Below are 20,160 nucleotides of genomic sequence, written 5' to 3' on the forward strand. Positions count from 1 at the left end.
AATCAAAGGTTCCGTCTTCTAACAGTTCCACCTGACGGTAACTTACTCCATATTCTGCGAGAGAACCTTTTGACGGGCGGATGCCGATCACCTCTTCCAGAGTATCGTAAGGCTTTCCGGCAGGTGCCAGAAGTTCATCACCCGGACGGAGATTACCGAATAAGGCAATGGCCAGCGCGTGAGTTCCGCATGTGATCTGCGGGCGTACCAGACAGGCTTCCGTATGGAAAGTATCTGCATAAACCTTTTCAAGTGTTTCACGGCCAATATCGTCATATCCATAACCGGAAGAACTTCCGAAGCATTCTGCGCTTACTTTATTTTTCTGCATGGCAAGAAGCACCTTCATCTGGTTATATTCTGCCGTTTTATCAAATTTTTCAAATCTTTCTTTTAAAGATTCCTCAATCTTATGACCAAAGTCATAAACCTCGAAGAAATCCCAAGCTGTGCGTACATTTCTTTCATAATTTGTTTCGTCCTCATTTCTGTTTGCATTATTATCTTTATTTTATCTCTGAATTTCACTTATTCTGTATCAGTGATTTTTAAGAAAAATTCGGTTATAAAATTCCTCTGTCCCTGCATACCTTCAGCATTTCATCAAGGATTCTGTCTTCATTATAGTCAAATTCATCCTTATTCATCCAGATGGTATCCTTCTCCCTGCGAAACCAGGTCAGCTGGCGTTTTGCAAAATGTCTGGTATCTCTTTTCAGGATCCTGACCGCTTCCTCTAACGGATACTCGCCATCCAGATATGCAAGGATTTCTTTATATCCAAGTCCCTGCATGGAAACCATCCCCCTGTGGTATCCCATATCTTTTAACTTCTGCACTTCCTCAAGGAGTCCCTCTTTTAACATCTCATCAATACGGTCATCAATCCGTTTATAAAGAAGTTCCCTTGGTACATTCAGCACAAAATATGCCAGATTATAAGGGGTTTCGTGTTCCTTCTGCTCCTGATTATGTGCGGAGATCGGCGACTGGTTCTGATGATAAAACTCCAGTGCCCTGATCACACGTTTTACATTATTGGCGTGGATTTCCCCGGCACTGACAGGATCAACATCCAAAAGCATCTGGTGCAGATATTCATTTCCCTTCTCTGCAGCAAGCTGTTCCAGCTCCTGACGGTATCCGTCTTCCTGCTCTGCCTGAGTAAAATCAATATCCTTTGTAATAGCCTGTATATAAAATCCGGTTCCTCCTACCAGAACAGGAATTTTCCCCTTGGCATAAATTTCTTTCATGGCAGCTTTTGCCATCTGCTGGAATTTCACGATATGAAATTCTTCCTGAGGCAGCAGTTCATCTACCAGATAATGCTTTACTCCCTGCATCTCCTCCTGCAGCAGGATCTCTAGCTGATCCAATATCCATATATTTGTAGACCTGCATGGAATCAGCAGAAATGATCTCTCCGTTTACTGCTTTCGCAAGAGCGATGGATAGATGGGTTTTTCCTGCTGCCGTCGGTCCTGTAAGAACGATCAGTGGCTTTTTCATAATAGCTCCTTTATATAAACTATACAATACGTTTAAATTTCTTTTCCAGTTCTGTTTTAGTCATGGAAATAATCGTCGGTCTTCCATGAGGACAGTGATAGGGGTTCTCCAGTGTGAGCAGTTCATCGATCAAGGCATTTGCTTCCCGGTCGGACATCTGGTGATTTCCCTTTACCGCAGCCTTACATGCCATGGTGGCCAGTCTGGAAGCAAAGATTCCAAGTGGATCCTTATCCTTCTCAGAAGCAAGATTGTCAAGCATTTCCAGAAAAAGTTCTTCCTCCGTAAGACCGTACAGATTGGCCGGGACTGCATTGATACAGTATTCCTTACCGCCAAATGGTTCAATCTCAAATCCAAAATCCTCGAAATATTTACGGTTAGCCTTAAGAAGAGCTTCTTCCTGAAGATTCAGGGATACGATCAGCGGCGGACTGAGATACTGGGATTCTACTGTCTGCTCACGAAACCTTTTTACGAAACGCTCATAATAAACCTTTTCATGTGCCGCATGCTGGTCGATAATAAAAAATTTATCCTCAAACTGAACAAGCCAGTAAGTATCAAAAATCTGTCCGATCAGCTGATGACGGCTTCGGGATTCAGGAGCAAGAAGTTTCTCCTCAAATAATTCCAGCTGCTGTGGTCTGATTTCTTCTGATATTACATTTTTGTTTTGTTCTATCTGTTTTCTGTTTCCTTCTGAATCCACAGCAGTCTTCAGATATTCTGCAGTTTTCTGTTCTGCAATTTCCTGCTTTGTCTCTGAAAATACCGGTTGTTCTTCATTCTTTTTATCGCTTAGTGTTCCCTCAAAAAGCTGTTCCTCTGCCTTGGTAAGAGGATCCCTAGTCTGATAGATCTGCTGTTCACGCACTGCCTGTTCTGCCATTGTAACAGTTCCTCGTGGTAGTGCGGTATGCTCAGAAACCCTGGAAGCTGTATTTACAGTCTGTGGACGATACTCCGGAATTTCAGCCCGACGTCTGGTTTCAAATGGCTCCGGTACATCCCCCGGTTTTACCACAGGCTGCTGCTTTTTAATCGGTTCTTCTTTTCCAAAAGGCACTGTCTGGATCATTTCTCTTGTGGTAAGAGCCTTGTGGACTGTCTCGTAAACTGCATCATAAACTTCTGTTCCTCTTGCAAACCGCACCTCCATCTTGCTTGGATGCACATTTACATCCAGATCATTTCCCTCCATCTGAATATGAAGAGAAACAAAGGGAAACTTATGCTGCATGAGAAAACCCTTATAGGCATCCTCTATCCCCTTTGCAATGATCCGGTTCTTTACAAAACGTCCGTTAATATAATAATTCTCAAAGGTACGGTTACCTCTGGAAATCTCCGGTTTTCCCACAAAACCCTCAATCTTCATGAAATCATTCTCGTAGGATACCTCAAGAAGTGCTTTGGTGATATCTCTTCCATATATATTATAAATCACATCTTTCACATTGTAATTTCCGGAAGTATGAAGCTTCACCTGTTTATTCTGGATATATTTAAAAGAAATCTCAGGATGGGACAATGCCAGCTGCTCCATCAAAGTGCTGACATAATTTCCCTCCGTAGTATCTGATTTCAGGAACTTGCTTCTAGCAGGTGTATTGTAAAAAAGATTTCTCACCAGGAAAGTAGTTCCTTCCGGTGCTCCCATATCCTCTAAAGACTCCTGTACACCACCGTTGATCACATAACGGACGCCGCTTAATGCAGATGGGGTTTTTGTGATCAGTTCCACCTGTGCAACAGCAGCAATACTGGACAAAGCCTCACCGCGAAATCCAAGAGACGCAATGTGTTCCAGATCCTCAACCTTCTCAATCTTACTGGTGGCATGACGCAAAAATGCCAGGGGTACCTGATCTCTTTCCATACCCCCGCCATTATCTGTGATACGTATCATCTTTTTGCCGCCGTCTGTGATCTCCACTGTTACAGCAGTTGCTCCTGCATCAATTGCATTTTCCACAAGCTCCTTCACAATGGAGGACGGACGTTCCACTACCTCACCGGCAGCGATCTTATCTATGGTCTGCTGGTCTAATACTGCAATTTTTCTCAACTTTTATCACCATCTGTTCTTAATCTTGTTCTGCAGGTTATAAAGTGTATTCATTGCCTCGATAGGAGTCATATTCCCCATATCAAGACCTTTTATCTCATCAATGATATCGTTATCCTTAACTGTATCGAACAGAGACATCTGTGCCATATCCATCTGATCGTATACAGGCTTTTTCTTTTTCGCAGATGTCAGGTCTTTTACTGCTGCCGTAATATCCGCATCACTTAGTTCCTCCACCAGTTCCTTTGCTCTCTGGATCACAGAATCCGGAACACCGGCAAGCTTGGCAACCTGGATACCATAACTTTTGTCTGCGCCGCCCTGAACGATCTTACGCAGAAATACAATATCGTCCCCTTTTTCCTTGACAGCAATACAGTAGTTATTAACTCCCGGAATTTTACCCTCCAGTTCAGTAAGCTCATGATAATGGGTGGCAAATAATGTCTTTGCACCACAAAGCTTTGTATTGCTGATATGCTCGATCACAGCCCAGGCAATGGCAAGACCGTCAAATGTACTGGTGCCACGTCCGATCTCGTCAAGAATCAGAAGGCTTCTTGCAGTTGCATTCCTCAAAATATTGGCAACCTCTGTCATCTCTACCATAAAGGTACTCTGACCACTTGCCAGATCATCAGAGGCACCCACACGGGTGAAAATCCTGTCAACAATTCCAATGTTTGCTTTTTCAGCAGGGACAAAGCTTCCGATCTGTGCCATCAGTACGATCAGGGCAGTCTGTCTCATGTAGGTAGACTTACCTGCCATGTTCGGACCTGTGATAATGGATACCCTTTTCTTATGGTTATCCAGATATGTATCATTCGCAATAAACATATCGTTCTCTATCATCTGTTCCACAACAGGATGACGGCCGTTTTTAATATCTATCACACCTGTTGTATTTGTCTTCGGACGTACAAAATGATTTCTTTCCGCAACCAGTGCAAGAGAAGCAAACACATCCAGTGCAGCCACTGCCTTGGCAGTCTTCTGGATCCGCATAACTTCTTTCCCGACTGCATCTCTCACATCACAGAACAGTTCATATTCCAGAGCATACAGCTTATCCTCTGCCCCAAGGATCAGGTCTTCCAGTTCTTTTAACTCCTGGGTAATGTATCGCTCTGCATTGGTAAGCGTCTGTTTACGGATATAATTATCCGGCACCAGATCTTTAAAAGTATTGGTGATCTCCAGTGAATAACCAAATACGCGATTATATTTGATCTTCATTGTTTTGATGCCTGTACGCTCCCGCTCTTTGGCCTCCAGTTCTGAAAGCCATTTCTTACCATCTGTCCTGGAACGGCGGAATTTATCTACATCTTCATTATAGCCCTCTTTAATAATGCCTCCATCCTTCTGTGCAAGAGGCGGATCTTCCACGATGGCACGTTTGATCAGATCTGTCACATCCTCCAGCGAATCCATATCCTCATAGATTTTCTGAAGCAGAGGTGTTTTAAATTCTTTTAAAACCTGTTTTATATAAGGAAGCATTTCCAGCGAAGAAGCAAATGCGATCAGATCTCTTGGATTCGCAGATTTATAACTGATACGGCTGATCAGTCGTTCCAGGTCATAAACAGGTCCCAGATATTCCCTGATCTCATCCCGGAGCATTCCGTTTTTATTTAACTCTTCCAGTGCTTCCAGACGTTGTTCAATCTCATCTCTGTCGATCAGTGGCTGTTCCACATAACTGCGGAGAGTTCTGGCTCCCATTGCTGTTTTTGTCTTATCCAGTACCCAGAGAAGAGAACCTCTTTTCTGTTTCTCTCTCAGGGTTTCCACAAGTTCCAGATTTCTGCGGCTGGAACTGTCGATAAGCATATATTTCTCTGCTGCATAGGGACGGATAGTTGTCATATGGGACAAGGCTGTCTTCTGGGTTTCTTTTAGATATAAGAAAAGAGCTCCTGCAGCAATGATCCCGCAGTCATAATCACCAACGCCCAATCCCTCCAGAGAACCTACATGAAAATGATCTTTTAGTGTGCGGCGGCACAACTCGTCATCGAAATACCAGGAATCCAATGAAAAAACACAGATCCCAAGACGGTTCTGCAAGTCATCTGTATCTATATTAGACATATAAAAAGAATCATTACAGATAATCTCTGCAGGAACAAATTTATTGATCTCATCAAGAAGTTTCTGAGGTTTGTCCACCTCTGTAAGGAAACAGTCACCTGTTGTAATGTCTGCAATAGCGCATCCGAAATGTTCTTCCATAGACACAATAGACATCAGGTAATTATTCTTTGTCTCATCAAGAGCAGCAGCATCCAGTGTGGTTCCTGGGGTTACGATCCTTACAACCTCACGCTTTACCAGTCCTTTGGCTTTTTTAGGATCCTCTACCTGCTCACAGATTGCTACCTTATGTCCTCTCTCGATCAGACGATTGATATAAGTCTCCGCAGCATGATAAGGGACACCACACATGGGTGCCCTCTCCTCTAATCCGCAGTCTTTTCCTGTAAGGGTAATCTCCAGTTCCCTGGTGACAAGTAATGCATCATCAAAAAACATTTCATAAAAATCTCCCAGACGGTAGAATAAAATGCAGTCTTTATATTGTTCCTTTGTCTTGCAGTATTCCTGCATCATCGGACTCATTGCCATTTAATTGTTATCTCCTATCTTCATAACAGCTCACTGCTGTTTTTTATCTCATATATATTGTATTTTTGACATCTTAAGATTTTAACATGAATAAATAGAAGATGCAAGATAGAGTATAAACATTTATTCTATCATGTTGACTATATGTTACTAAACATCCTCCTTCACCATCCCTTTATAATTTATTTCAGCGTAGTCACGATCAGTTTACTTTCCAGGGCAGCTGCGATCATATTATCAGGGATATCTTTGGATACCACACTTCCTGCGCCAATCACTACATTGTTTCCGATTGATTTTTTACTTTTGCAGATGCTATAATTATAGTATTCTCATATATGGAAATCTATCAGAATAGTCTTTGATTTTTATAAAAATCGTACACGAGGTGAGCTTTTTGGATTTAATCAGAACAGAGCTTATGCCGGATTCCTCAGAAGTCGTTTCCTAGTAAGTGCTGCCAGATTTTTAAGCATTATATGCAACAGTCACCGGTTGACTTTCTGAATGCATACAGGTTGAAAATCAGCTGTCAGCTTCTGTGTACCACCCGGAAAAGTATTACGGAAATTGCCATGCTGTGTGGATTTAATCACCTGAGTTATTTTTCCAAATATTTTATGGAGTGTTATGGATGTACACCAAGGGAATACCGTGTACTTCATGATTCACATCATATTTGTTATTGTGATAAAACCACAATATTAGACATATCTGCGTGATAATTTCCTGATGATCCGGGATGGGGATGGTAAAGATGCAGAAGAACTGGCTTCTTCCCTGTGCAGGTATTATGAGGCTCGTAACCGTGAGGATATGGACAGACTACCGCGTGTGACTCGAGAAAATGTTCTGATCCTGAAGTATTATTCCTTTGAGAATTATTTCCTGGATCCGAAGATAATGGAAAAAATCGGAGTGATAAAAAGTGAGGATGATTTCTACGAAATCCTGTTGAAAAAGTGGAATGAATATCTATACAAATTAAAAAGCGGTCAGCATCTCACAGAAATGATCGGCCATGCTCTCAAAAATACTACAGATATCAGAGAACATATGGAAGAAATCCGTATCTGTCTCCGCGGACATAATTTATATGATATCTTTTACGGAAGATTCCGTAAAAACGAAACTGAAATCCTCAAATCCTATATAGAGGAGGCTCCAAGGGATACTTTTAAAGATATTCTGGATGCAATTGACCGTTTTGTTTATTTTGAGAACAGAAAAAAATAATTCATGAAGAGGGATGCCACGCATGGCATCCCCTTTTCATCAGGAAACGGTCATTACTTTTCCCATAAACAGTATTTCGTTATTGCTCCTGTCATAGATCAGGAAGGCAAAAGGACGAGTGAGTTCCACATTTTTGATAACTGGTTCTTTCTCCTCTACAGCTGACATACATTCCATGATAACTGCTGTCACCGCTGCTGCTTTCGTGCCGTTTTCATCCAGTTCCAGTTTTGTTTTCTGCAGTATCGTATCTACATTTACATTTTTGTCTGCAATACCGGAGAAATCAGCGTTGCTGGAAAATATATTATCAAGCCCCAGGCTTGAGAGTATGTCATTTAGGATGGCGGTAGTCTCAAAATCAAGTTTTGGCATCTTACATTGTACTTCGTCATACTCTGGCTGAGATTTCAGGAGTCCACCAATATCCAGATCCTCAAGTGTAAAATCGCCTTCATCGACAGGCAGGATTCCGACAAAACTCAGTCCGTTTGCATACTCTCTGTCAAATGCTGTTGCCTTATCATTTTCATAATACCTGTCTCCGGCACAGGTCATGTATTTTGTCTTTTCATTGTTTCCAAACTTCTCTTCTGTATCAGAAACATTCCAGGGTTCTCCACTCCATCCGGACTCAAAATATAGTGAATTAGTTAAGCACAGTCCGGTAGTATCATTGATCAGATCCGGGGTTATGATTTTCGGGATCAGCCCTTCCGTATTTTTGTCACACCAGGAATTAATGATACCGCATGTTTTCTCTGCAGCGGAAAAATCTACATTTTCCACTTCCGCCCCAAAACCGTTCGTTACTGAATTTTTAAATTCTTCCTGTAATGTCAGATTATTATCCACCCAGACTGCATCTGCAATCTTTAATTTTGACTTATATCCGTAACTCTCATCTTCAGTATTATATTCTTTAATCTTGTTCAGATATTCCTTTGCATAAGATGCAAAATCATCGGTTCCCAGGTAATTACATAGAACTTCTTTTGTCTCTCCTTCTGCACCTTCTGCGATCATGCCCAGCGCAAAATTAAGGCTTGTGGGACTGAACATAATATTTTCTCCATTGACTGCCGCAGAGATTTGGTCTGTCATTTTTACGGAATTCTGTAATGTCACGGCTTTGTCGATACTGGCTCCTTTATTACCGGACACCGTGTCTTCATTGCTGCTTTGGATTTCACTGGCTTCTGCGGAACCGGCATATATGCCGACAGCTGGCAGCGCGACAGTCATAGCTGCCAGTATTCCGATTAAGAGTTGTTTTCTTATCATAAGGCATTTCCTGCCACTCAAAGCGTGTGCAAATATACGCACATCGAGATAATGTAGACTCTCACGAGTTCTACTTACTACTTCATCGTGTATGCTTTGGATTGAACGAGATCATATCTACTCACAGGTTCTTGTACACTCCATAGTCGTAAATTCCCGAAATAGCCTTCGGTACATACTCACGTTTGCGTTTCGTTATGCAATTTCGTAAGTCGTGACATCTCTCAGATTTAAAGCAGCATTGAAATCCCTATCTTCGACATAACCACAACTGCATTTAAAGATCCTATCTGAAAGTTTTAAATCTTTCTTGACAGCACCGCAACAGTGACAGGTTTTAGACGATGGATACCATCTATCTACTACTCGAAGTTCAATTCCTTTTTCCCTGCATTTGGCTTGAAGTTTTGTTCTAAATTCATAAAACTTCTGTGATGCAACTGCTTTTGAAAGATGTCTGTTTTTCATCATGCCTTTTACATTTAAGTCTTCAATCGTTATATAAGATGGTTTGGTTTTTACTATCTCAGCGATTGTTTTGTTAATGTAATCAGTGCGGATATTATCTATCTTATGATGAAGTTTCTGTACCTTGCGCTTTTGTTTTTGTAAATTTGCTCTTTGAGTGGACTCTCCTTTCTTTAAATTTTCATATTTTCGCGAGAGACTTCTCTGTTTCCGAATAAGTTGTTTTTCAAGCTTTTTAAGTCTTGCTGATCTGTTAATGTTCTTATAAGTTTTACCATTAGAAACAATGGCGAATTCCTTTAATCCAAGATCAATGCCTATTCCCTCATTAGGATCATCAGTTATTTTGTTATCAGGGATCTCTACAAGAACGGAAACATAAAATCTGTCAGCTTTTATTGAAACGGAACCGCTTTTAATAACATATCCATCTTTTGTGGTTGGGATATATCCTTTTTCTTTGATACGAACCCAGCCAAGTGACGGGATGTTGATCCTATGTCTTTCGCATCGACAATCTTTTGGATTATTCTTTACAAAATACATCTTCACATCAGATCTGCCTTTCTTTTTGAAATTAGGAAAGGCACTTTCATGATTGAAAAATCTTGTAAATGCGGTCTGTCCGTTGTTCACTGCCTGCGTTACTGCTTTTGAATAAGCTTCCTTGATCCATGAATACTCCGGATGTTGTGGAAGATATTCATTATTAAGCCAGACTCTGAACTTATTGCTGCTCATAAATTTTTCGCCATTATTATAAAGTTCTTTATTATGAGCAAGATAGAAGTTGTAGATAAACCTGCAAGTTCCTATTGTCTTACGGATCTTGATCTTCTGTTCCTCTGACGGGTTTATTTCCGTCTTGAAGCTCTTTCGCAATTTCCTCATCCCTCTCTATTTGTTTTTTATACTTACGAAGTCCATACAGCCTGCAAGAGAAAACATGAAGGATCGAAACAATATCCTGTACAAGTTCTTCTTGTGGTGATAGTTCTTCATTATTGACTGCCACTATGGTCGTATTGAACTTCATACAGAATTTTTCAAACCAATCATAACCAAATCTGATAAATCTATCTTTATGGGTGATTATTATGGTTTTGATTTTTCCCTCCATTACTGCATCTAACAGTTTATTCCATTCTTTACGGTTATAATTAAGACCACTTCCATAATCTTCAATACATTGATCAACAATAATTCCTTTAGCATTACAAAACTGTCGTAAAAACGCGACTTGATTTTGTAAATCATCTTTTTGATTTCTTGTAGACACTCTTGTATAAATAACCACTTGTCGCATATCATTTTCGGTATTTATGCCTTTGAATTGAAGATATTGGTCGTAAGTGTAATAACGTCTATCAGTTGGGGTTCGGTCTGCCTTTAGAATCCCTTCTCTGTCCCAGCGTTGTAATGTCTTAACGGATACGCCTAACAGTTCCGCAAAATCTTTTGGCTTATAATTTGTGATATTTGATGTGTTCATAACCTTTTACTCCTTTGAGTATATTTAAACACATTTAATCCTGTTAGTCAATGTATTCAGTTACTTATAAAATCCTCCTATCAACAAATAATATAAAAATATCTACAGTAACTATTATAGTTCGAGCATCAACATTTTGGAAATAAAAAATGTATAGAAATCAACATTTTGGAAATAAAAAATGTATGTCTATTAACATTTTAGAATATTATAGCACTAATCAGGATATATTAAAGCTGAAAAAGCTTTGTAATGCATCATAGTATAACAACATTTCCATAGCGTTCTGTATATGGCAGCCCTTTTTTTCTTCATCTGAAAAAGTTAAACTTTAAAAAGAGAAAGGGAATAGGGCAAAACCGGATTGAGCAGAATAAACTCAATCCGGTTTTTGGTGTTAAAGATTATATACCTATGATTTTCTAATATCTTAATATTTTTTATTTCTTTTGTAGAAAACAGAATCAGAACAAATGATAGCTGTTGGAGTCACTTATGGCTTTTTTTCGTCAGTACTTGAATATAAAAAACAAAACGCTTCGATCCAACTCTTGCTGAAATGTGTGCTGCCCCGTTGCTTATGGTCACTGGATTAGCTGGTGGCCGTAGTTTATATATATTCAGATGATATCATGTTTTATCATTTCACAGTAACCGTCAGTGCCGCATATACACCATTTTGTGCATATACCCATATCGTACAGGTTCCTTTACCAACTGCCTGGATAAGCCCCTCCGGGGTAACAGTGGCTACTGCTGTATTGCTGCTTTCATAGCAGAGATTTCTGTGGTGTCTGATCTTTTTGTCCTTTTTTATTTCTTTTACTGTGATCTGTGCTGTTTTTCCTTTTTTCAGGGTTATTTTTGAAACATTCTTTTTGTTTCCGATCTTAGTTACGGAAACAGATCTTGCAATTCCGTATTTGCTGCCCTGTGTGATTACATGTATGGAGGCAGATGTATCTGTCACTACCTTTTTGCCATCTACTATCTTATATGCTTTTACGATATATTTATAGAAAGTGCCTTTCTTCAGGTTTTTATGTGTCCATGTACGTCCGTTTGTAATAGTGGCAAGCTTTTTGTATTTGTATGTCTTTGTACTTGTATTGCAGCGGTTTCCATATACCAAATATCCGTCCACACCATCAAGTTTACTCCATTCTAAGGTTATGGAAGTTTTCGTCTGGTTTACAGAACGGACTTTTAAGCGTCCGAACCCTTTTGTTTTGTTAATTACAGGCTTATCAAGGATCTTCACTGTGATTATTATTGAAGCTGTGTTTTTTCCATACTCTGTAGTTACTGTGATTATTGCCATTCCATTTCCGATTGCTGTTACTTTACCATTCTCATCTACAGCAGCAACCATTTCATTGTCAGACTTCCAGATCAGCTTCTGAGCGTCTGCGTTCTCAGGTTCGATCTTAACTTTCAGTTCTGTGGATTCACCAATCTTCGTCAGTGTTTCCTTCTCTGCTTCAATCGAGATCTTCTCAATTTCTACAGGAATCTTTACGGTTACGGCTACCGTTGCGGTATAATTTCCGCTTACGGATGTGACTGTGATTGTAGCTGTTCCATTTCCAACGGCGGTTACTTTACCCTTTTCGTCTACAGTTACCACACTTTCATCACTGGACTTCCATGTTACCCGCGTATTATCTGCATATGATGGAACCACTTCCGCGGAAAGCTGTGCAGTCTCGTCCTTCTTTGTAAGCATAAGGGTGTCCTGAGATACCTTGATACCTGTTACAGGGTAGCTTGGGATGTAGATCGATGGGATTGTTTCTTTTTCTGTGTATCCACAAACCGTACAGGTTCGTTCCTTCTCTCCTTCTGCTCCGATTGATGCCTGTTTTGTCACTACCCAGTTACCAAATGTATGTGCTTCCTGAGTTGTATTCTCATTTCCAATGCTGCAGTGCTCCCAGTGATTTGTTTTATCAAACTGCCAGGAATAAGAATGTTCAAACGCAGGAATTACAATAGATGCTGTCTCTGTGGAATTCACTCCTGCTTGACTTGTAGCTGTTACCTCCACTTTATAGGTTCCCGCCTCAGAGACTGTAAGAGTTTCTCCTGTCTGACTATTCAGGATCTGATCATCTTTATACCATTGATAGCTGTACGTAATGCCTTTATCGTCAAGCACATGCGTTGCCTTTGCCGTTAAAACAATTTTAGAAGACGGACAGCCTTTTTCTTTGTCCGCTGAAACTTGGACTTTTGGCTTTACCAGAGCCCATTTTAAATACTTTCCATCTCTTACCAGTTTGCTCATACCATTTGAATAGAATTGTGACTCAAACGATTCAGCTGCTGAATCATTCTCATATTCAACCGCAATTAAATCAGCTTTTCCATATGTAGGTGTCACCAAAATATGTTTGTCTGATAATTGCAAAGATTTACCTACATATATACGAGGCCCATAATTATTATCATCTGAAAGTGTTACGCTTCCCGTTATTACCGGACTGTCACTAAGATGCAGATCTGCGAAACCGGTATCTTCAGTCAGATTCGGATCCCACCCCATCAAGACGATCGCATTTTCTTCTTCATTCTCTCCTGTTCCGCTGTAATTATTTGTTATCGTTCCACCGGAAATGTTCACATCCATATTATGTTTGTTTCCCCTAGAACATATAGCGAATATACCGGCTCCGCTTCCATTCACATGATTGCCGCTGATAGTTCCACCTTCTATATTAAGCAGACTAGAATCATTGTTCGTTCCCTCTGTGTATATCGCACCTCCACGGTTACCCGCACTGTTATTACGGATTTTTGTATCTCCTTTGATGGTTACTCTTGAATACTTTGCTGAAATTGCACCACCTAATCCGCCCTGGATATTACCGTTTTCGTCAGGAGCTGCTGCAATGGCTGTATTTTTGTTGATGGTTCCAGATTCAATTTCTGCTTCAGAATAAATCAGATAAATTCCGCCACCTTCGCCGCGCATATCTTTAGGAGAAGGTTCTGTTGTTACTGTATTTTGGGTGATCTGGCAGCTTTCCCCATTTATAAACAATTTAGAAATAGACAAGTAGACACCTGCGCCCTGTCCACTTTTATTATGAATAATACTGCCTCCTTTTAAACTTACGTTTGAATCATTTATCGCATATATTCCACTGCCTCTTATTGACTGATTATCACTGATTGTACCCCCGTTTATTTTAATGTTTGAGTAAGACGAAAATATTCCACCGCCATACGTTGCACTATGTCCACTGATTGTACCTCCATTCACATTGACAGTTGCATGTTCCGCATATATTCCACCGCCATATTCAACTGTGTTCTGCTTATCTCCCAGGATTTTACCACCATTCAGATTTACAGTACTATCGTGTGATACAATAATACAACTGTTTCCCGGGAACGGTCCAATCTCAGTACCATCCGCTATAGTCAATGTTGCCAACCTTCCAGTCACTTCAATAGGATAATTAGAGAACTGGCAAGACTTACCATCCGGTGTTTTATTATTTATTATTATGTTTTCTAATGTTACCTTACCTCTACTTATATACAGCATACCTGACATATTGCTTTTTCCAGGGCGAAATGTCACATTGCTCAGTTTGATATCACTATCGACCTCCACACAATCAAGAAGAAAAATATCGCCACCTTGTGCAAGCTCTACGGCTTTCGAAAGAGTATTTACGGCAGACTTAGCACTCTCTCCAGTATTACCATCGTTTCCAGATGACGGATCCAGGTAAACAGCCGCTTTTTCTTCTGTCTGCGCAGCTAGAACGCTGTCATCGGAAAACCCGCTTGCCTCATTTTCGCTGGAAAATCCGGTACGTCCTGAATCTTCGCAGTTATCTTCGATCTCAAAGGTATGTTCTGGCTCCATCATACCTTCGTCTTCTGCATCGGATATTGTAGCTGCCGGAGTCTCTTCTCCTGCATCTTCGGAAACGATCAGCTGACTACCATCAGTAAAAGTGTCTGCCAATACCGGAGTTACCGCCATCGTTGCGGACATAACGATACTCAATGCCCATGAAACAGTTTTTTTGAAACACTTTTTCTTCATACTTCCACCTTTCCTTTCTTTAATACATGATCTTCTACGTCTTGACTCTTTTGTCCTCTTTTTCTGAATTTGATACATAATGCAGTAATCACGACTGCCACAGTAAAGGAAATGACAGCCACCAACACATAACCGCCTGCGTCCTCATGCAGCAGGATTGTGCCGTACATTCCCGTGATGTCTATTGGCTGGCTTTGCATCATCCCCATTGTTCCCACGAGAGACAGGAACAACAGGGTACACAGAACAGACAGCCGGCAGACTGTGCGCCGCTCCTGGCGGCGGTGGTATTCATGCATTCGTTTTTTTACCAATTCGATACGCTTTTCTGTATCATACATGCCTTCCATCCTCCTTTCACAAAAAAGTCCTAAAAAGTCTTTCACTTATATAGGTACAAAAAAAGCGAAAAACTCTCACCTGAAAATCAAATTTTTTCAAAAAAATTTGAGAGCTGCCGAAACAGCTCCCAAAAGCGGAAAATCAGGTTATATTATTGTATTGAACTGCGGAAGATCAGTTTTCCCGCTGCCAGGATCAGTACAGGCAACAGATAAGCAATATACTGTGCTGCACTGCCATAGGCGATCAGAAGATTATAAATTGCGTGAAAAGTGATTGCTGCTCCCAGCAGACCGCAGGTTCCGGCAATCTTCAGCCATGTTCTCTGCCACACATATGCAAGACCACCGCCGACAATGGCTCCACAGATCACATGCATGGCTCCAGTCCCAATACCACGGAAGAAAATAAAAGAAAAATGTCCGGCTCCGTTTTGGATCAGGTAGCAGACGTTCTCAAATGTGGCAAAGGAAAGAGCTATAACTACAGCTGTATTTTTTATCTGCTCTCTTTTCGGCTCAAATATCAGCAGATAAAAGAGCAATGGCAGAAATTTCATCACTTCCTCCACCACCGGGGCGATCTCTGTAGTAGTGGTAAAGGTGTCCGCTCTATAAAGTGCGGCAAAAAAGGTGTTGATGTAAGCAGACAGCAGACAGGCACCCATTCCGGCAAGGCAGAACAGAAAGAATTTTCTCTGCCGCTTTCCCATACACAGAGCCGCGATCAACAGGGGCGAAGCAATGCAGAGAAATACATTTTCAATATAGGTCATGTCTGCACCGCCTTTCCTGTGGCCGGGAGCAGTGCGAACAGGCAGCCTGTAAGCAGAAGATCAAACCAGCAATAGGGATTGGAAATGGAATAACCCGGCCACAGACAGCCGGAGAGCCAAAGAGCATACTCCACCGCCACATAGCACAGCACCCCAATGTGAAAATACCGGATCTTACGTGCCGTTCCCGTCTGTATCAGAGCATAAATAAGCCCTCTGATGGAATGATAAGAAACAACGATCATCATGCCACACCAGAGCAAATTGGAGAGAACATCCCCAAAGGTACAGTAAAACACACAAAGCGGAATGCCAATCAGAGGAGCTATCAGAGATTTCCGTGTCGAAAAGTCTCTTTCCTCCGCAGAAGAAAGGGTGTATTGCAGAAGATAAAGAAAAATCACGCTGGCTATCCAGCCGAACTCTGACACATAAAAGACCTGCGGCGTTTCAGAAAACAGAAGCAGATACAGCGTCCAGTAAAGAGAGCCAAGGGCAAAGCAGCCGTAAAAACAGGTCAGCAGGAAACAGGTCTGTTTTCGATCTTTCAGATACCGAGATACCACTCAGACAAAAGCCCAGCAGGGTGACAGCGAATTGAAAAAGATTATTGATCAGCTCCATCCCCATTGTCCTCCTTTTGTTCCTCCGTCTGCTCCTCTTTGTCCAGCTGGCGGATGCGGAAGCACAGAACCGTCACGCACGCGCCGAGAACAAAAGCGAGCAGTCCGATCACTATATATCCCAATGCGGTGCTGCCGCCCAAAATTGTTGCCGCAGTTTCAAAGCCTGAAGAAGTACCGGGTTCGATCTGTCCGACAATACCGGGCATGGCAAAGGAAACCCCAACGATTACTGCAAAACATGCCGCTATACAGACATGCAGAGATAATCCGTCTGCGCCGCAGTCTCTGCTGTTGTTCTTTTTTTGCAATACGCCGTTTTACCTCCGCAATCCGTTCCTCATCTTTCAGCATTTGTAATACCCTCCCGTTTCAATAATCCGCGTAAACGCTCTTTTCCCCGGTACACCATATTTGTGATCTGCTTTCACACTTTTTCCCATGACCTCAGCGGCCTGTTGATAGCTCATGCCCTCAAAATAGGTCAGATAAAGAGCTTCCCGATAATCTGGATTTAACTCGTCCATGCAGAGATGCAGGATCTGATTTCGTTCTTTTGTGCGGACGACCTCCTCTACCAGCGTTTGTGCCTCCGGTTCTCTGGTCAGGTCGTCAAGACTGAAGATAATCCGCCGTCTGCTTTTGTGGCGTAATGCCATGTGACGCGCTGCTTTATAGAGATAAGCCTTAAAACATCCATCCCGGATGCGGGGCTTTTTCGTAAACAGCCAGGAAAAGGTTTCCATCATTAAATCCTCCGCTTCGTGGACATCATGCAGATAACCATCGATGTATAAGGTCAGCGGGTCGCCGTATTTTTTTATCAACAGTTCAAGTCCTGTCTCGTCACCGCTCAGATATTGCCCATAAAGCTCTTCATCAGTGAGCCATACCGTTCAATTCCTTTCCCCAGTATTACTCCTCTGTTGTCAGGTGTAATCTCCTGGCTTCTTTCCTTCGTTCTTTTAATAAGCATAGTATACTTTTGTTTACAAAATACGTCAATTGTTCATAGTTCATAGCAATTCTACAAAATAATGCAACTTTGTATACTTTCCTGTGTTATCTGATTTCTTACAGTGGACAGTGCAAAAGAACTGTCCGTAACCGGACTGAAAACACCGGAAATAATAAAAGCAGCTGTATAGCTCTAAAGAGCAAACAGTAGTGGCGTCATGGATGCACCCTGAAAAAAGGCGGTATCCCGCCTTTTTTCAGATGCTCTGGTAACTCAGTTACCGAGTAATTCACAAACATTTATTAGAACTTTATTCAGCCTTTATAGCCCAGCGCATCTTTGTGGAACGGGCTCTTGGATTCTGTGTGCACTCTTTGGCTGAGGGGCGGATCACATCTTTTGCATAGTCTGAGTAGATTCCCTCCTTGTATCCTGCTTTAAGCGCTTTCTTTACCAGCTTGTCTTCACCGGAATGAAAGGTAAGGATTGCCACACGTCCGCCCGGACGCAAAGCATCCGGAAGCTTCTCCATAAATTCATACAGTACTTCGAACTCATGGTTAACATCAATTCGCAGTGCCTGGAAGGTTCGCTGACAGGTCTTCTTAATTGTCTCTTTCTTTTCTTTTTCAGGAAGGAAATCAAGAGTTTTTTCGATTACCTGACGCAGTTTTGTGGTAGTATCAATATGATTGCCTCTGCGGATCTCATCTGTAATGGCTTTGGCGAGTTCCTCACAGTATGGTTCATCAGAATTTTCACAGAGCATTCCCGCAAGCTCCTCTCTGGAAATGGTATCCAGACGCTGGGCTGCACTGATGCCGGTTTCTTGATTCAGGCGCAGATCCAGAGGTCCGTCTGTTTTAAAAGAGAAACCTCTTTTGGGGTTATCAATCTGCATGGATGAAACACCGAGATCTGCCAGAATAAAGTCAAATCCTCCAACCTCTTTGGCAATCTCATCAATGGTGCAGAAGTTCTGAAGCTTTACTGTCAGCAGTTCTTCCCCGAATCCCTGCTCTGCCAGACGTTTCTTTGTTTTGGCGGATTCCTCAGGGTCTACATCTGTTGCATAAATATGGCCCTTGCCATTCAGACACTGAAGCATCGCTTTCGTATGGCCGCCATAGCCCAATGTGGCATCAAATCCGGTTTCGCCCGGCTGGATATTAAGAAAATCAAGGATTTCCTTAACCATAATGGAGATATGCATTCCCGCCGGGGTATTTCCTTTCTGAATCACGTGTTCAATGGTATCTTTATATTTCTCAGGCTGTAATTCCTTGTATTTCTCTTCGAATTTCTTCGGATATTTTCCTTTATAACGGACACGTCTTTTATGTGGTGTCTGGTTCTGGTTTTCCATAAAATCCCCTTTTTGTTTTTTATTCCTGTGTAATACCGGTTACTTCATAGCCGGCTTCTTTGATCACTTCGCGGATCTTATCCTCATCCAGTTTCTCCGGAGCATGGATCACTGTGGTTCCTTTTTCATGGGAGGAAACTACATCTTCCACTCCAAATGCCTCTTTTACTGCCTTTGTCACATGTGCTTCACAATGTCCACACATCATTCCTGTTACGTTTACTGTGATTGTTGTCATTTCTTTGTTCTCCTTGTTTTCTTTTATATTTTCCTGATCTTTTGGATCATGAATTTCACTGTTGCAAAAGTCTGGATTCTCTGCCTTTAGACTTTTGTTTTCTGTTACGTTTTTCATTTCTGCATTAGCTGAAATATAATGGATTTCTTCCACATTCTGTTTTATTTTTTTGTCTCTGGAAGCATCATGTACCTTAAAGAGATTCAGTCTCAGTGCATTGGTTACCACACAGAAACTGGAAAGGCTCATGGCAGCTGCACCAAACATGGGGTTCAGTGTCCATCCGAAAATCGGAATCCATACACCGGCTGCCAGTGGAATACCGATCACATTGTAGAAGAATGCCCAGAAAAGATTCTCATGGATATTTCTCAATGTTGCCCGGCTTAAACGTATGGCAGCAGGTACATCACTGAGCCGGCTCTTCATTAATACCACATCTGCGGCATCAATGGCAACATCTGTTCCTGCACCGATTGCAATACCGATGTCTGCCCTGGTAAGTGCAGGGGCATCATTGATTCCGTCTCCTACCATGGCAACCTTTCCCTGTTCCTTCAGAGAACGGATCACACTTTCCTTGCCATCCGGAAGAACACCTGCAATTAAATCGTCCACTCCTGCCTGTGCTCCGATCGCTTTTGCTGTGCGTTCATTATCACCGGTAAGCATTACTACCCGGATTCCCATGTTCTGCAGTTCTTTTATTGCCTGAGGACTGTCCTCTTTTATAACATCTGCCACTGCGATCATGCCGAGAAGCTTCCCGCCTTTTGCAAAAAGAAGTGGTGTTTTTCCTTCTCCTGCAAGTTTTTCTGCCTGCTTCATCAGTTCTGGTGATACAGAGGTTTCATTGCTGATAAATTTCATATTTCCGCCTGTAAGCACTTCACTGTTTAATGCTGCACGAAGACCGTTTCCAGGAAGAGCCTGAAAATCAGAAACCTTCTGCAAAACAATCTTTTTCTCTTCTGCTCTGGCAATAATGGCTTTTGCAAGAGGATGTTCACTCTTCTTCTCAAGTGCATAGGCATAGCCTAAAAGCTCTTCCTCTGAGATTCCCTTTGCAGGAACCATATCTGTCACCTGCGGTTC

15 protein-coding genes and 3 pseudogenes are annotated in these 20,160 nt (G+C 41.7%); 2 read left to right on the forward strand and 16 right to left on the reverse strand.

The annotated features are described in order from the left end of the window. From AC075J_RS04540 to mutS, 4 genes and pseudogenes are all read right to left on the reverse strand, one after another. Positions 1-468: pseudogene (locus tag AC075J_RS04540) on the reverse strand (methionine gamma-lyase family protein); the annotation flags it as partial. 95 nt (positions 469-563) lie between these two features. Further along, positions 564-1,512, reverse strand: a pseudogene (gene miaA / locus AC075J_RS04545) (tRNA (adenosine(37)-N6)-dimethylallyltransferase MiaA). Positions 1,513-1,531: 19 nt separating this feature from the next. Further along, positions 1,532-3,583, reverse strand: coding sequence for a DNA mismatch repair endonuclease MutL (gene mutL / locus AC075J_RS04550; protein WP_022379970.1), 2,052 nt, complete (start codon positions 3,581-3,583; stop codon positions 1,532-1,534). A gap of 6 nt (positions 3,584-3,589) precedes the next feature. After that, entirely contained in the window at positions 3,590-6,220 is a 2,631-nt protein-coding gene (mutS, locus tag AC075J_RS04555) for a DNA mismatch repair protein MutS (protein WP_020993914.1), read from the reverse strand. Positions 6,221-6,648: 428 nt separating this feature from the next. On the opposite strand from mutS, the gene AC075J_RS04560 reads away from it, so the two are divergent. Both AC075J_RS04560 and AC075J_RS04565 read left to right on the forward strand, forming a co-directional pair. After that, positions 6,649-6,942 carry a helix-turn-helix transcriptional regulator gene (locus AC075J_RS04560; RefSeq protein ID WP_319017571.1) on the forward strand — a complete coding sequence of 98 codons (294 nt, stop codon included), beginning with the start codon at positions 6,649-6,651 and terminating at the stop codon, positions 6,940-6,942. After that, a pseudogene (locus tag AC075J_RS04565) lies at positions 6,932-7,456 on the forward strand (OLD family endonuclease); the annotation flags it as partial. The gene AC075J_RS04560 and the pseudogene AC075J_RS04565, both read left to right, overlap by 11 nt. Positions 7,457-7,495: 39 nt before the next feature. Here AC075J_RS04565 and AC075J_RS04570 read toward each other — a convergent pair. The 12 genes from AC075J_RS04570 to AC075J_RS04625 form a co-directional block, all read right to left on the reverse strand. Beyond that, the gene (locus AC075J_RS04570) at positions 7,496-8,740 is read right to left on the reverse strand and encodes a serpin family protein (RefSeq protein ID WP_020993915.1); all 1,245 of its coding nucleotides are present in this window, start codon (positions 8,738-8,740) and stop codon (positions 7,496-7,498) included. A 195-nt stretch (positions 8,741-8,935) separates the two neighbouring features. After that, on the reverse strand, positions 8,936-10,099 hold the full coding sequence (locus AC075J_RS04575) for an RNA-guided endonuclease InsQ/TnpB family protein (RefSeq protein ID WP_044952123.1): 1,164 nt from the start codon (positions 10,097-10,099) through the stop codon (positions 8,936-8,938). Next, the gene (locus AC075J_RS04580) at positions 10,029-10,685 is read right to left on the reverse strand and encodes an IS607 family transposase (protein WP_167338119.1); all 657 of its coding nucleotides are present in this window, start codon (positions 10,683-10,685) and stop codon (positions 10,029-10,031) included. Before AC075J_RS04580 ends, AC075J_RS04575 begins: the two co-directional genes overlap by 71 nt. A 655-nt stretch (positions 10,686-11,340) precedes the next feature. Next, complete coding sequence (locus tag AC075J_RS04585) at positions 11,341-14,763, reverse strand: Ig-like domain-containing protein (RefSeq protein ID WP_020993916.1); 3,423 nt, start codon at positions 14,761-14,763, stop codon at positions 11,341-11,343. After that, positions 14,760-15,104, reverse strand: a complete 345-nt coding sequence (locus AC075J_RS04590; RefSeq protein WP_020993917.1) for a hypothetical protein — start codon at positions 15,102-15,104, stop codon at positions 14,760-14,762. Before AC075J_RS04590 ends, AC075J_RS04585 begins: the two co-directional genes overlap by 4 nt. Positions 15,105-15,256: 152 nt before the next feature. Beyond that, the gene (locus tag AC075J_RS04595) at positions 15,257-15,880 is read right to left on the reverse strand and encodes a PrsW family glutamic-type intramembrane protease (RefSeq protein ID WP_020993918.1); all 624 of its coding nucleotides are present in this window, start codon (positions 15,878-15,880) and stop codon (positions 15,257-15,259) included. After that, positions 15,877-16,311 carry a histidine kinase gene (locus AC075J_RS04600; RefSeq protein ID WP_476390073.1) on the reverse strand — a complete coding sequence of 145 codons (435 nt, stop codon included), beginning with the start codon at positions 16,309-16,311 and terminating at the stop codon, positions 15,877-15,879. The genes AC075J_RS04595 and AC075J_RS04600 overlap by 4 nt, the downstream gene beginning before the upstream one ends. Positions 16,312-16,330: 19 nt before the next feature. Further along, entirely contained in the window at positions 16,331-16,504 is a 174-nt protein-coding gene (locus tag AC075J_RS04605) for a hypothetical protein (RefSeq protein WP_476390074.1), read from the reverse strand. Beyond that, a complete protein-coding gene (locus AC075J_RS04610) occupies positions 16,488-16,814 on the reverse strand; it encodes a DUF4179 domain-containing protein (protein WP_476390075.1) in 327 nt (108 codons plus the stop codon). Before AC075J_RS04610 ends, AC075J_RS04605 begins: the two co-directional genes overlap by 17 nt. A 36-nt stretch (positions 16,815-16,850) precedes the next feature. Then, positions 16,851-17,330 carry an RNA polymerase sigma factor gene (locus AC075J_RS04615; RefSeq protein WP_476390076.1) on the reverse strand — a complete coding sequence of 160 codons (480 nt, stop codon included), beginning with the start codon at positions 17,328-17,330 and terminating at the stop codon, positions 16,851-16,853. Between the two features lie 441 nt (positions 17,331-17,771). Next, positions 17,772-18,827: a 16S rRNA (cytosine(1402)-N(4))-methyltransferase RsmH gene (gene rsmH, locus AC075J_RS04620; protein ID WP_055059502.1), complete on the reverse strand. Its 1,056-nt coding sequence runs from the start codon at positions 18,825-18,827 to the stop codon at positions 17,772-17,774. A 19-nt stretch (positions 18,828-18,846) separates the two neighbouring features. Continuing rightward, positions 18,847-20,160, reverse strand: a 1,314-nt coding sequence (locus tag AC075J_RS04625) for a metal-transporting ATPase (protein WP_476390077.1), incomplete at its 5' end; no start/stop codon positions are given.

Source organism: Blautia sp. ZXY-1-C6 (genome assembly GCF_056339875.1).

Excerpts from the sequence above, each read along its gene's own strand:
- AC075J_RS04570 (WP_020993915.1), bottom strand. The coding sequence starts at position 8,740 with ATGATAAGAAAACAACTCTTAATCGGAATACTGGCAGCTATGACTGTC.
- mutS (WP_020993914.1), bottom strand. The coding sequence starts at position 6,220 with ATGGCAATGAGTCCGATGATGCAGGAATACTGCAAGACAAAGGAACAA.
- AC075J_RS04575 (WP_044952123.1), bottom strand. The coding sequence starts at position 10,099 with ATGAGGAAATTGCGAAAGAGCTTCAAGACGGAAATAAACCCGTCAGAG.
- AC075J_RS04605 (WP_476390074.1), bottom strand. The coding sequence starts at position 16,504 with ATGGAGCTGATCAATAATCTTTTTCAATTCGCTGTCACCCTGCTGGGC.
- AC075J_RS04585 (WP_020993916.1), bottom strand. The coding sequence starts at position 14,763 with ATGAAGAAAAAGTGTTTCAAAAAAACTGTTTCATGGGCATTGAGTATC.
- AC075J_RS04595 (WP_020993918.1), bottom strand. The coding sequence starts at position 15,880 with ATGACCTATATTGAAAATGTATTTCTCTGCATTGCTTCGCCCCTGTTG.
- AC075J_RS04590 (WP_020993917.1), bottom strand. The coding sequence starts at position 15,104 with ATGTATGATACAGAAAAGCGTATCGAATTGGTAAAAAAACGAATGCAT.
- rsmH (WP_055059502.1), bottom strand. The coding sequence starts at position 18,827 with ATGGAAAACCAGAACCAGACACCACATAAAAGACGTGTCCGTTATAAA.